The organism is Anaerococcus urinomassiliensis, assembly GCF_900128425.1.
Lineage (GTDB): Bacteria > Bacillota > Clostridia > Tissierellales > Peptoniphilaceae > Anaerococcus > Anaerococcus urinomassiliensis.
Genome location: NZ_LT635782.1, coordinates 1,560,650 through 1,573,966 on the forward strand (window position 1 = coordinate 1,560,650; position 13,317 = coordinate 1,573,966).

At 35.7% G+C, this 13,317-nt stretch carries 13 protein-coding genes and 1 riboswitch; of the genes, 3 read left to right on the top strand and 10 right to left on the bottom strand.

The annotated features are described in order from the left end of the window. Nucleotides 1-34: 34 nt before the first annotated feature. The 6 genes from BQ7474_RS08330 to ald form a co-directional block, all read right to left on the bottom strand. Entirely contained in the window at nt 35-676 is a 642-nt protein-coding gene (locus tag BQ7474_RS08330) for a metal-dependent transcriptional regulator (RefSeq protein ID WP_073998401.1), read from the bottom strand. Continuing rightward, nucleotides 636-1,553 (bottom strand): metal ABC transporter permease, encoded by a 918-nt coding sequence (locus tag BQ7474_RS08335; protein WP_073998402.1) that lies wholly within the window; start codon nt 1,551-1,553, stop codon nt 636-638. Before BQ7474_RS08335 ends, BQ7474_RS08330 begins: the two co-directional genes overlap by 41 nt. Further along, complete coding sequence (locus BQ7474_RS08340) at nt 1,546-2,403, bottom strand: metal ABC transporter permease (protein WP_073998403.1); 858 nt, start codon at nt 2,401-2,403, stop codon at nt 1,546-1,548. The genes BQ7474_RS08335 and BQ7474_RS08340 overlap by 8 nt, the downstream gene beginning before the upstream one ends. Nucleotides 2,404-2,406: 3 nt before the next feature. Beyond that, nucleotides 2,407-3,114, bottom strand: coding sequence for a metal ABC transporter ATP-binding protein (locus tag BQ7474_RS08345; protein WP_073998404.1), 708 nt, complete (start codon nt 3,112-3,114; stop codon nt 2,407-2,409). Between the two features lie 6 nt (nt 3,115-3,120). Then, the gene (locus BQ7474_RS08350) at nt 3,121-4,173 is read right to left on the bottom strand and encodes a metal ABC transporter solute-binding protein, Zn/Mn family (protein ID WP_082187909.1); all 1,053 of its coding nucleotides are present in this window, start codon (nt 4,171-4,173) and stop codon (nt 3,121-3,123) included. 147 nt (nt 4,174-4,320) lie between these two features. Beyond that, nucleotides 4,321-5,436, bottom strand: coding sequence for an alanine dehydrogenase (ald, locus tag BQ7474_RS08355; protein ID WP_073998405.1), 1,116 nt, complete (start codon nt 5,434-5,436; stop codon nt 4,321-4,323). Nucleotides 5,437-5,532: 96 nt separating this feature from the next. On the opposite strand from ald, the gene BQ7474_RS08360 reads away from it, so the two are divergent. After that, nucleotides 5,533-6,360 (top strand): Cof-type HAD-IIB family hydrolase, encoded by an 828-nt coding sequence (locus BQ7474_RS08360; protein ID WP_073998406.1) that lies wholly within the window; start codon nt 5,533-5,535, stop codon nt 6,358-6,360. Between the two features lie 158 nt (nt 6,361-6,518). On the opposite strand, the gene BQ7474_RS08365 is transcribed toward BQ7474_RS08360, so the two are convergent. Next, nucleotides 6,519-7,040: a hypothetical protein gene (locus BQ7474_RS08365; RefSeq protein ID WP_073998407.1), complete on the bottom strand. Its 522-nt coding sequence runs from the start codon at nt 7,038-7,040 to the stop codon at nt 6,519-6,521. Nucleotides 7,041-7,142: 102 nt separating this feature from the next. On the opposite strand from BQ7474_RS08365, the gene BQ7474_RS08370 reads away from it, so the two are divergent. After that, nucleotides 7,143-7,709, top strand: coding sequence for a DUF3783 domain-containing protein (locus tag BQ7474_RS08370; protein ID WP_073998408.1), 567 nt, complete (start codon nt 7,143-7,145; stop codon nt 7,707-7,709). A 71-nt stretch (nt 7,710-7,780) separates the two neighbouring features. Here the strand turns inward: BQ7474_RS08370 and BQ7474_RS08375 are convergent, their stop codons facing one another. Further along, nucleotides 7,781-8,959 (bottom strand): cation:proton antiporter domain-containing protein, encoded by a 1,179-nt coding sequence (locus tag BQ7474_RS08375; RefSeq protein ID WP_073998409.1) that lies wholly within the window; start codon nt 8,957-8,959, stop codon nt 7,781-7,783. A gap of 34 nt (nt 8,960-8,993) precedes the next feature. Beyond that, nucleotides 8,994-9,065: riboswitch (Fluoride riboswitch) on the bottom strand. Nucleotides 9,066-9,147: 82 nt separating this feature from the next. Here BQ7474_RS08375 and BQ7474_RS08380 point away from each other — a divergent pair. Continuing rightward, entirely contained in the window at nt 9,148-10,293 is a 1,146-nt protein-coding gene (locus BQ7474_RS08380) for a CD0519/CD1768 family membrane protein (protein WP_073998410.1), read from the top strand. 983 nt (nt 10,294-11,276) lie between these two features. Here BQ7474_RS08380 and BQ7474_RS08385 read toward each other — a convergent pair. Next, nucleotides 11,277-11,861 (bottom strand): ribonuclease H1 domain-containing protein, encoded by a 585-nt coding sequence (locus BQ7474_RS08385; protein WP_073998411.1) that lies wholly within the window; start codon nt 11,859-11,861, stop codon nt 11,277-11,279. Further along, nucleotides 11,858-13,309, bottom strand: a complete 1,452-nt coding sequence (locus BQ7474_RS08390) for an alpha-amylase (RefSeq protein ID WP_073998412.1) — start codon at nt 13,307-13,309, stop codon at nt 11,858-11,860. The genes BQ7474_RS08385 and BQ7474_RS08390 overlap by 4 nt, the downstream gene beginning before the upstream one ends. Nucleotides 13,310-13,317: the final 8 nt, after the last annotated feature.

Consider the following 13,317-nt stretch of genomic DNA (forward strand, 5'->3'; position numbering starts at 1 on the left):
TAGGAACGATTTATCTATTTTGCAACAGCCCCTTCTAATCTATTTCTTTTAAGTATATGTCCTTACAAGCCTTTGGAGAGATTCTTTTTTCTTTGTCATTTTCTATAATTATAGCTGTGTTGTCAAATTTGTCATAGGCTAGAAATTTTATTTTATCTCCTATTCCTATTTCCATATTCTCACAATAACTTAACAAATCGTGATCATCTCTTATTCTCCTGATGATATAGGCTTTGCCAGTTTTAGCTTCTGACATTTTTATAAAATCATCTGGAGTTTCTTCATTATTTATAAATATTATAGAACCATGAGGGCAGTAGTCTGGGTATCCCAGGTAGGCGTTGAGCTTTTCTAAAAGTTCATCGTTTGTTACTGATTGAAGGTCACTTGCTATTGGGTGGATATCTTTCCAAGAAAATTTCAAATTATTTTCTAAAAAATATTCCCAAAGCCTGTGCTTAGAAAGGAGTTTTTTGGTATATTTGATGCCTTCATCAGTCAAAAAATTGCTTTTATCATCTACTAGCAAGCCCTCTTGTTTTAATTTTTTTAACATTTCTGTTACTGTGGGTGGAGCTAGATCAAGGTATGTTGATATAGATTTATTTGTTACCTTCTGATCTTCTCCCATTAGCTTAAATATGGTTATTAAGTATTCTTCCTTTTGCGGGTTCATCGCGTGCATCTTTATCCTCTTTTGTATATTGCTTGTTTCCTATTTTACTATTATCAATATACTGCTTTAGGATGATTGAAGCCAGATAACAAGCCATATTGACACTTGATACTGCCCCTGCTATAGATACATTTATTTTTATTGCTAATATATATCCTAAGATACAATTAGCTATTGCAATAAGAATGCTCACAATAAATGTTGATTCTAAACTTTTTGTAAAGTTAATCGCTGTTGCTGCTGGTGCAATAAAAAATGAAATTACCAGTATGGCTCCCACATTGTTAAAGGATATAACAGTAGTTATGGATGTTAAGGTCATCAGTCCATAGAAAATTGCTGCTGTAGGTATGCCTATTAAGTATGCAAAGTCTTTATCAAATGTAGATATTTTTAGTTTTCTATACTGACTTAGTATAAAACTTACTATTAGCACTAATAAGATTAAACCGTAGAGTATGGCAGTTGAAATTTTTACCCCAAATATTTCTGTTTTTATTAGGGATGAAAACAAAACCTCTCCCATCAAGACAATATCAATATCCAAATGTGCATTTCTAAAAAATTTACTTATAAGCACTACCGCTAGGGAAAATAGTATTGGAAATACTATGCCTATTGCATCATCGTATTTTGCAAACTTGCTATTACCAATTGTTTCAATTAAATAAACCGTAATTATCCCCATCATCGATGCCCCTAAAATTAGTAGCGGGCTATCCAAATCTTTTACTATGAAATAGGCTAGAACTATACCTAATAAGACTGTATGGCTTATTGCATCTGTCAACATGGATAAATTTCTTAAAAGTAAAAATACTCCTAATAGGGTACATGATATTGCTGTTAATATTAAAACTATAAGAGAATTATTCATGACACTTATCTCCTTTTTTTATTTTAGTATAAGCAATTACCATTAGTGAAATTAACCCTTGGCATAGTATTATTGTAGGACCTGTAGAAAATCCTTGGTATATTGTAGAAATAAGGCTACCCATGATTGATCCTATGACAGAAAATAATGCAGACAGAGTAAGTAACATTAAAAAATTGTTAGTAACTTTGCTAGCACTTACAATCGGTATTATCATAAGGGAGCTAATTAAAATAACTCCTACTACTTTTATCCCAACTCCAATTACTAATATTGTTAAAAATAAAATTAGGATATCAAGTTTTTTAATATCCACACCAATAAGACTTGCGTATTCTTTATCAAATAAATAACATTTCAAATCTCTATAGTAAATACCTATTAGCAAAACAACTATAAGTGTAGCAAAAAGTATCAAATAAATGTCTTTTTTCTGTAAATAAGCTGCTTGACCAAAAATATAATTATCTAATCCCGCCTTACTTGCTCCGACAAAATTAGGATTGCCTTGGATATATGATTTTAATACCAAGCCAAATCCAAAAAATCCCGACAAAAATATAGCCATATTTGCATCTGGACCTATCTTACTTTTAGATGATGAGTAATGGATTAAAATATAAGATAAGCCCGATGAGCATATTGCCCCGATTAGAAGTATCAGCGGGTCTTTTTCTAAACTTAGCATATATGCTAATATAATCCCCGGTAGGGTTGAATGCCCTAGGGCATCACCTATTAGAGATTGACTTTTGTAGACGTTTATAGACCCTATTAAACTTGCAGATATAGCAAGTAATACTGTCCCTATAAGAACAATTTGAAAGGAATACATTTGAAAAATTTTCATATCCTATCCCCTAAATCCTTGATTAATTTTCTCATCAAGTCCGTCTACAAATATTGTTCCCGAGTATTTTACATGCCTATTTAAAACGACAACATTGTCAAAGTATTTTTCTAGGGTGTAGATGTTGTGGTGGACTGCTATAATTGTTTTTCCAAGTCCTTGGAGTTTTTTAAACTGATCAGCTATTATGTCTTCAGTTTTTATATCAACTCCTGTGAGAGGTTCATCTAAAATATATAAGTCCACATCTTGGGCAAGGGCCCTAGCCAAAAAAACTCTTTGTTTTTGGCCTCCAGATAAGTTATTAATAGGTCTATCGCTTAAATCTGCTATGCCCATCTCATTTAAGGCATCAATAACCACATCCTTATCTTTTTGCTTTGGTTTTTGGAATTTCTTTAGATAAGGGTAGCGCCCCATCATCACAACATCATATACAGTAGTTGGGAAATTCCAATTTACTGTATCTTTTTGGGCTACATAGGCTATGTTTGTTTTTGCTTTTTCTATATTTTTTCCAAGTATTTTAATTTGGCCACTATCTTTTCTTATAAGACCGAGGCAGGATTTTATCAAAGTAGATTTTCCCGCCCCGTTAGCTCCAATAATTGCTGTCCTAGTATTAACTGGGATATTGAGATTTACATTCTCCAATACTTTATTGTTAGCATAAGAAACATTTAGATTATTTGTTTCAATTGCATATTGCATCTTCACCTACTTTAGATTTTCTACAATCAAATCTATATTATGTTTGTACATATCGATGAAATTATCCCCAGCTTTGCCCTTTTCATCTAGTGAATCAGAATATAATTCTTGTCCATCACCATGGATAACTTTTGTTTCAAATCCCTTGCTTTTAACTATATCTTTTAGTTTTTCCATTCTTTCTGGATTAGTTGTTGATTCAGCAAAAATAGCTTTTATTTTATGGTCGGCTATAAATTGAGCTGTATCTTCAAGGTCTTTATTTGAAACTTCTGAATCTGTACTTACTCCTTGAGGAGCCATAACTTCTATGCCATATCTTCTAGAAAAATAATTAAAAGCATCGTGTGGGGTAATCAGATATCTTGATTCTTCTGGAATTTCTGCAAGTTTTTCTTTGTTGTAATTATCAAGATCATCTAATTTTTCAAGATAATTTTTCTCATTTTTATTGATTGTCTCTACTACTTGATCATCATCTTTGTATAGTTCTTTAAGCTTATTTGCAGCATTTGAAAAAGCTTCTTTGTATAGGTCTATGTCAAACCAGAAGTGAGGGTCTTCAACCATCTGTGATTCATCCTCTTCATCTTCCATTTGTCCAATTTTCTCTTTGTCAAATGTACTTGCTAGAGCATAGCCCACTTCTTCAAGTGCATCTACCATCTTTCCTTCAAAATGTATACCATGGTATAAAACTAAATCTGATTGTGTAAGTTTATTTAAATCTTCTGGTTTAGCTACATACATATGGGGATCGCTACCAGCAGGTATTATAAGCTCTACATTTGCAGTATCACCTATAAGCTCATTTACCATATCTGCTATAAAAGTTGTTGTAACTGTGATAGTTTTTTTATTATCAGCTGTTTTTTTATCATTTTCTTCAACTGGTTTTTCTTTACTATCATCTTTGTCTACATGCTCTTTATTTTCACTTTCTACACTTTGGCTAATATCAACATTCTGTTTGTCTTTAGTATCTGCTGCTTGGTTAGCATTGCCACAAGCTGTTAGTGATGTGAGTGTTAGTATTAATAATATAATTTTATTTATCATATGATTCTCCTTAATAATTTGATTAAGGCTATTATAATACTATTATTAGGTTTTGTAAAGTATTTTTTTAGGTTTGCCTAATATAATAGTTAAAAGTTCCAATAAAAAAAAACACCCTAGTCCTCTAAGGTGTTCATATATTGCTATTTACTCAGCAAAATCTAATTGTTTATATTCAAGTTCTAAGTCTTCTGCAACTGGTTGGTAGGTTACATGTCCTTTGTAGGTATTTATTCCGCTTTCAAGCTCTGGGAATCTTTGACATGCTGCTTCCAAGCCCATGTCTGCTATTGCTTTTGCATATCTTGTTGTTGCATTTGATAGGGCGTAAGTAGATGTCATCGCTACTGCTCCTGGGATGTTTGCTACAGCATAGTGTATTACATCATATTTTACAAATGTTGGGTCTGTATGTGTTGTTGGGTGGCCTTTGGTTAAATCTGTTGATCCACCTTGGTCTATTGCCACGTCAACTATTACAGATCCTTCTTTCATTTGTTTTACCATGTCTTCTTTGATTAGCTGTGGTGCTTTTCTTCCTGGGATTAGTACTGTTGATATAACAAGGTCTGCTGTTTTTAAGCTTTCTTCTATGTTTAGTGGGTTTGAGTAAAGTGTCTCAACTTTATCTGGGAATATATTTGTTATTGCTGTTAAGGCATTAATGTTTACATCTAGGACTGTTACCCTTGCTCCCATTCCTACTGCTATTCTTGTTGCTCCTGTTCCTACTACACCAGCACCGACTATTACAACATGAGCTGGTCTTACTCCTGGTACACCTTGAAGAAGTATTCCTCGCCCACCATTTGGTTTGGTTAGGTATGATGCTCCTTCTTGGACTGCCATACGTCCTGCTATTTCAGACATTGGACGAAGTAGTGGAAGGCTTCTATCTTCTAATTGTACAGTTTCATAACCTATGCCTATTACTCCTGTATCTACCATTTTTTTTGCCAGTTCTAAGTTGCTTGCTAGGTGAAGGTAGGTATAGATGATTAATCCTTCTCTAAAATATTGGTATTCTTCTTCTAGAGGTTCTTTTACTTTATAAATCATATCAGCTTTTTCCCAGACTTCTTTTGCTGTATCTAGGATACTAGCTCCTGCTTCTATGTAATCTTCATCTGTTATGCCTGATCCAAGGCCGGCTCCTTTTTCTATAAATACTTCATTTTTCTTGCTAAGTTCTGTTACTGCTCCAGGGATTATTGCAACCCTATTTTCTTGGTCTTTTATCTCTTTTGGAATTCCGATTATCATAATTTCTCCTTATATTGTTAAAACTTGCTTATATTTATTTTATACCCAATTTACTTTAATTGTTTAAATTATAATTTTTAAGGCTATAATAATCATATGATTAAACTTATAACAATAGATGTGGATGGCACCCTAGTTACTCCACTAAAAAGACTTACAAAAGAAAATATAATAGCCATAGATAAGGCACGTGACATGGGTGTGCACATAGCCTTGGCATCTGGTAGACCTTATTCTGGCATGAGAGGGCTAGTAAAGAAGCTGGGTCTAGATAGGAAAGATCATTTTTCTGTTTGCCAAAACGGATCTTATATATTTGATAATCTTACAGAAGAGCCAATTTCCGGGACCTACCAATCCCCATCTGATTTTAAAATAGTGGATGACTTAGTTAAAGATTTTAATGTAGAAGTTTCTGCTATGGACCACGAGGGATTTTATTCCCGTCACAAAAACCCTAGTATTTACACCAGGATAGATGCAAAGATATCTAAATTGCCCATAACTCGTATCAAATACAGTGACTTCCCCAAAGATAAAAAATTGGGCAGGATATTGATATTAGGACGAAAAACTGCCATTGACAAGCTATACAATAATATGCCCAAAGACTTGGTTGAAAATTACTATGCAGTAAGAACTGCACCATTTTTAATAGAAGTTATGAATAAAAATACCAACAAGGGTTATGCTGTTGGTGCAATGGCAAAAGAACTTGGTATAAGCCAAGATGAGATAATGAGTATAGGAAATGAAAGAAATGATATCCCTATGCTAGAGCATGCAGGATTTGCCGTAGCCATGGAAAATTCTGTCGAAGAATTAAAGGCTCACGCAGATTTCATAACAAAATCCAACCTAAAGTCCGGCGTAGGCTACGCTATTAATAAACTTATTGACAATGATTTGATGCCATACAAATAGGGGGCTGTTGCAAAATAGATAAATCGTTCCTATATCATTCGAGCACCCTCCCAGAAAGTTTGGCCTCCATGAGCCGGCGGGCTAAACCTCAAACTTTCTGGGAGTGCACTCCAATGATGGAACGTTAGATATCTATCAATTTGCAACAACCCCTTTTTTTAATTTATTTTGCCTTTAAGTTTATCTTTCTTATATTCTTTTAGTTCTTTTTCCTTTGCTATCTCATAGCGAGTTTTTTTCTCTTCGCTTTCTAGTCTTCTTATAACAGTTTGCAAAGATCTTTTTGCCTTTGTAATATCAAATTGTTTAAGTCTCATATTTGTTCTGATAGCAATGTCGCTTGCCTTGCCATTTGCTGAAGAAAATTCGCTCATCTTACTTGGTAAATAAATTTTCTTTGCTAAGTTCTCATCAAATAGTAGCAAGTTGGCATGAAGGTCTAATAGAGCTTGTTGGGCACGGTCGATATTGCTATTTACAGCAGATACTTTGTTGCCTCTTAAGAAGTTGCCAAAAAAGTTGCCTCTTAGCAAGCTATGTGAATTAAAATCATATTTGCCTTCTATTTTTCTTTCTGATCTTTCAAGTTGACTTAATACATCCTTTGCTTGTCTTAATATACTTTCTATTTTCCTTAAATAATCTGGTCTTTGATAGCCAGCGCTTGTCTTAATAGCCATAGTCCCTCCGTTTGTGTGGTATTTATTTATATTTATACCCAATTTCAAAATTTGTTTATCATTTGCTTATAAAGTATAGTTATTTTAGCAAAGAGAGGTAATATGGCAAAAGTTTTATTATATAATATCAAAGAAGATTACGATATAGAAAAATTCGAAAAATTAGCCGATGAACAAAATATCGGCATTATTAGAGTGGAAAAAGATTCTATAGACCAACGCATTGGATATCTTTTGGGCTTTGAAGGATTTGAAAAAAGTGACGAAAATCTTTCCGAAGGCCCAAGTCTTGATTTCCCTTTTATACTTTTTGTTGGCTTTGACAGAGATCATTTGTTTGATTTCTTGGATTTGATGCGTGAAAACGACCTAGCAATCCAACATAAGGCAGGAGAAACTGAAAATAATGTCAAATGGACTCTAAGGGAACTTCTTACAGAAAATGACAAAGAAGCAAGGACTATGGGCCTTATCCATAGGATAAACGGTCTAGTAGCCAGAGCTAAGGCTTTAAAAGAAGCTCACGGTGAAGACCCTAAACTAAAAGAATTAATCGATGAAATGCAAGCATACTTTGACGATTCTAGTCTATTTGAATTAGAAGTTGCCCAAAAGTACTATCTAAAACTCTTAGATGAAATCGTAAGAGTAGAAGAATCATATAAGTAAAAAAGAGTTAGCTATTTTGAGCTGAACCCCAAAACCCGGAATACGGATGGAGGGGTTCAGCTTATTTATAGTTAACTCTTTTTAAGCAGTTTATCATAAGTATTGTCAGTTAGGATTGCTCCTAGTGGAGCTGTAAAAAGTATAGCAATTACAGATACTGATAAAATAAGATTTCCTGAAGCAAGTCCCATGGATAAGGCAACTGGACCAATGGCTGCTTGGACTGTCGCCTTTGGCAAATAGGCAAAGGATGTAAACAATCTCTCGTCCTTGTTTAAATTTGTACCAATAAGTGATATATTAACTCCGACCATCCTAAAGATTAGGCCGATTAGTATTAGTAAAACTGCCAGAAATCCTGCTTCTTTTACATAGGCCATGTCTACAGATATGCCAACCAAGACAAATAAAAACACTTCAAAAACCTTCCACAATCTTCCAAAGGATCCCAAAAGGTCACTTGTCAAACTCTCATCTTCCATATTTATAGCCATGCCAGCTGTCATGATTGAAATCAAGGCTGATATTGCTATATAATCTGACACAATCTCTTGGAATCTTAGGGTCAAAAATCCAAGACTTATAAAAATCATAGCCTTATAAATTGGATTTATGTCAAAGCTTACAAGTATTTTTCCCAATATTTTCCCTATAATAATTCCTAAGATTATGCCAGTAATTATGGAAATTGGAATATTTAAGAAATTCATAAAAGATAAATCTCCGCCTGTTTTTAGAGCAAGGAAGGAAGAGAAAAATACAATTACAAAGACATCATCTACACTTGCCCCAGCTAAGATCATCTCTGGTATATGCTTATCCTTACCGTATCCCTCGTTCATAAGTCTAATCATACGTGGCACCACTATGGCAGGACTTACAGCAGCAAGGACAGCCGCAAGGATGCCAGCATCAATAGTGTCAATTTTAAATATCATCTTTCCAAAGATAATAATTCCTAGCATTTCTATAGAAGCCGGAACGAAACTTAGCAAAATTGCAGGCCTGCCAACTTTTTTAAGCTTGTCAAAATTTAGAGAAAGTCCTGCACGACTGAGTATTGTAACTAGGGCAATCTGCCTTAAATCACTACTTAAATTTACAATGTTTTCACTTACCAAGGCTAATTGATTAGGACTTATCAAAATCCCTGCAATTAGCATGCCTATTATTGGTGCCAAACCTATTTTTTCAGAAAATTTTGCAAAAACAATTCCTAAAATAAAAATAATTCCTATATCTACTAACATAAATCTCCTCAAATAAAAAAAGCTGGTAATCCCTACAAAAGTAGAAGTCATCAGCTTTTAGCGGTTTTAAAATAATTTATGGAAGAACTTCATTTCCATTTCTTATACTATTTTACTTATTAGAATATCTATTACAAGTAAATAGACATAAATTTTATAATCAATTATAATTTAGTAAGAGGTATTATATGGAAAATCAAAGAAAATACACTAAAAATATTAGCAAAGAAAACTTTATATTTGTAATCCTATTTTTTGGATTTTTTATCCCCCTTGGAAAAACCATGGGTCTATACAATATGCTGTCAACTATTATGAACCAAGCCTTTGACTTGTTAATAAATACTTGTTTTTACCTGACAGCCATATGTGTACTAACAGGAGCCTTATCAGCACTTTTTGCCGAATTCGGTTTTATATCGCTGATAAATGTCATGCTTGCAAAAATAATGAAACCAATTTATAATCTACCAGGAGCGGCATCTCTAGGTATATTAAATTGCTATCTGTCAGACAATCCATCAATCCTAACTCTGGCTAGCGAAGATAATTTTAAGATGCTTTTCAAAAAATACCAGCTACCATCGCTAACAAACCTTGGCACATCCTTTGGTATGGGCCTTATCGTTACAGGTAGCATAGGATCACTAAAAATCCCTGGGGCTGGTAAGGCTGCAATGATAGGCAACCTAGGCGCCATTATTGGATCTATAATAAGTGTAAGAATCATGCAAGGTTTTTGCAAAAAACACTACGGTGTAGATGAAATGGTAGAAGTGGAATCCTTGGATGATATCCCTGCTAATTCTAGAATAATCAGAGATGGGTCTGTTGGACTAAGATTTATACAAGCCCTCCTTGAAGGTGGCAAATCTGGCCTAGATATGGGTCTTTCAATCATCCCAGGCGTAATAAGTATCTGCACCATGATAATGCTTTTGACAAATACAGCACCAGCAGATGGTATATACACAGGAGCAATCAACGAAGGCGTTCCCCTTCTACCATGGGTAGGCAATAAATTGTCCTTCATCCTAAACCCACTATTTGGATTCACCTTTAGTGAATCAATAGCAGTCCCAATAACGTCCCTAGGATCAGCTGGCGCAGCCCTCGGAGTAGTAAAGGGTCTAGTAGCAAATAACCTAGCCACAGCAAACGACCTAGCGGTATTTACATCCATATGTATGTGCTACTCAGGATACCTATCAACTCACGTAGCAATGATGGATGCCATAGGATCAAAAGAGCTTACTGGTAAAGCTATTTTATCGCATACTATTGGAGGCTTGGTTGCAGGGGTCTCAGCGCACTTGTTGTTTAGTATTTTTTAGAAAAATATTGGTAAATATTTTTATTGAGTAATAAGTTGTTATAATGTCTTATATTTAATTATTATTTTAGGTTATAGCTTCGTCCTAAGGGGGAAAACCCAGGGGAGTTCCGATTCTCCCCAACCGGTTTTCCCCCTTAGACCCCCTTTTCTGCTACCCCCTCGAAACGGCCACTCGCGTGGGGCGATGTTGTAGTATGAATACCAAAATTTGGGTTTTATCAATCTCAAATTTCTAAAAATCGCAAACTCGCTACGCTCAAACAGTGCCATTTTTTATACGAAATTATGAGATCTTAAAACCCGATTTTTTCCTCCTCTAAGCTTAAAACACTTAGACTTAATGGTGTAGCTTATAGTGCATTAACAGTTAAAACAAAAGAATTTGCGGAGCAAACTTCTTCTGCTCATTGCTCTCCGCAGGAGCGGTGGGGGTGTAGAAGGTATAGGGGGATCGGGGGAAAGGAAAAAGGGGTCTCCGTTACCCCTAATTCCTATCCCCCGAGGTACGAAGGTACAGCCTTAAAAAATATTTAAATAAAAGATATCGATTAGTAAAATAAAAGAAAAATATTTTCTTTTTGATTTCTTTGTAAAGATCCTTCGGTCGGCCTTAAAAGGCCTCCCTCGAGGATGACAGGTGTGTTGGAATAATAAAGTTAGATAATATAATCAACATAAAAGAATTTGCGAAGCAAACTTCTACTGTTCTGCGCACCACGCAGTGGCGGTGGGAGTTAAACAACCGTTGATTTCGGTTGTTTAACCCGGAAACATAGTGCGGTAGCACGGAGGAGCTTTGCAAAAGCGAGTTTCCGTGGGACGTAGGGGTCTGTCCGAGAGCGGCCGGACTGGCAATTGCTACCCCTCGACCCTACCCCCTTAATGCAACGGTACAGCCTTAAACAAGTAAAAACCTATAAGACACATAATCAAACATAATTTAAAAATCAGGATTTTAAAAGGCGGGATTTCTCCTGCCTTTTATCCTATACCTGCTGCTTCTTTGGCTAGCTGGTCTGCTTTGTCGTTGTTTTTGTCATTGGAATGACCCTTTACTTTTACAAAGTCTATTTTTATTTTCTTTCTTGCCTGATCTATAAATCTTTTATATGATTTGGTCAAGTCGTTGTTTGTCTTCCAATCACCCTTTGCCCAGGATGCTATTCCTTGGTAGTCGTGGTAGATTATGATTTGATCTTTTTTATCTTCTATGGCTTTTTCTATGGCAAGTTCGCTTGCTTTTACTTCTCCAGCCACATTTCTATGGATATGGTAGGCGTCGTCGTAGGATTTCATTAGTTCTATCTCTTTATCATCTGTGATATAGACTGCTCCTGATCCATATACTTTTAGCTTTTGGTTGTAGGATCCGTCTACATAGGCTATGACTGAGTTTGCTCCTATTTCTATATCTTTTTCTTCACCTGCCATATAGCTTTTAGCTTCTTCCTTGGTCTTGAAAGACTTATAGATTGCTCCACTATATCCTTTTACTTCTTTTAAACAAGAATCCCAGGATGTATAAATCCCAGGATTTCTGCCTTTTTTTACTGCGTAATATTTCATAAGCTTTCTTTGTTTGCCCAATATGTCACTTGGCCTGGGCCTACTGTGAAGACTCCGTTGCCCGCTTCATCTATTGTTACTTCTTCATTTTTGCCAGATAGGTCAACATAGGTTGCCCCTGCTTCGCCTTCTCCCACGTGCATTTGTTTTTCTGCCATATCTTTGATAGATATTAAAACTGCAAGTGGCTTGTGGTCACTATCGCCACGTCTTACCCAACCTATTACTGCTGGGTCGTCGAAGTAGTCGTCTTGGTTGCCATGATTGTATTTCTTTCTGACACTTATCATATTGTTTATCATCTGGTCGAGCGGGTCGGTTTTTACTGGTCCACATAGGCCATAGTAATCTCCTGCAAATACGCAAGGATAACCATCTTTTCTAAACAATATTAGTGCATAGGCTATTTCCTTAAACCATGGTTCAATCCAAGATTCCAAACCTTGGCCAGGTTGGCTATCGTGGTTGTCTACAAAGGTTACAGCTTCTGCCGGGAAGTCTCCAACAATTGTATTGTCAAATATCTTTCTCATGTCGTAATTGCCCATGGACTTGCTGGCTTCTTCCATGTGGAAGTGAAGTGGAACGTCAAACAAATCTATTTGATGGTTGGTTGCTCCTAGATAATGTTCTATGGATTCTTTAGAATATTGCCAAAATTCACCAAACAAATAGAAATTGTCCAAGCCTTTTTCATCTATGATGTGACTTGATAGGCTATGGATAAATTCTTCTGATATATGTTTTAGGGCATCGTAACGGAAGCCATCTACTTTTGTTTCTTCTATAAACCAATCTGCCCACTTAAATATTTCTTCACGAACTTCTGGGTGGTTGTGGTCGATGTCGTTGTTCATAAGGTAGTCAAAATTGCCCTTTTCGTTGGAAACATCGTCATCCCAATATTTGCCATCTCCAACTATACGATAAATTGCAGATGTGCCGGACAAGTCATCGTAGTCAACTCCTGTAAAGTGGTACCAGTGCCACTGCATGTCAGAGTATTTGCCATTTCTTCCAGGGAAGGTGAAATGGGTCCATGCTTCTATGTCTGTCGCTTCGCCAACATCCAAGGTCCTATTGTTTTGGTCTACCATTATAGCTTGGAATTTTTCTTTCTCATCGCCGTTACCCTTGTGATTTAACACTACGTCTGCATAGCATTTGATGCCCGCATCATGGAGGGCATCTATGGCTTGGTGGAGTTCCTCTTTTGTCCCATATTTGGTTCTGACAGTTCCTTTTTGGTCAAATTCTCCAAGATCCCATAGGTCATAGGCTCCGTATCCCACGTCCATGTCTGATCCACCCTTAGTCATAGGTGGAAGCCATAGGGAGTCAATTCCATTTTCTTTTAATTTTTTTGCATTCTTTGTTAAATTTTTATAAAAACTGCCATCAGCCCAAGTATCCCACTCAAAGGCTTGCATCATTACTTCATTTGCCATAAATTGTC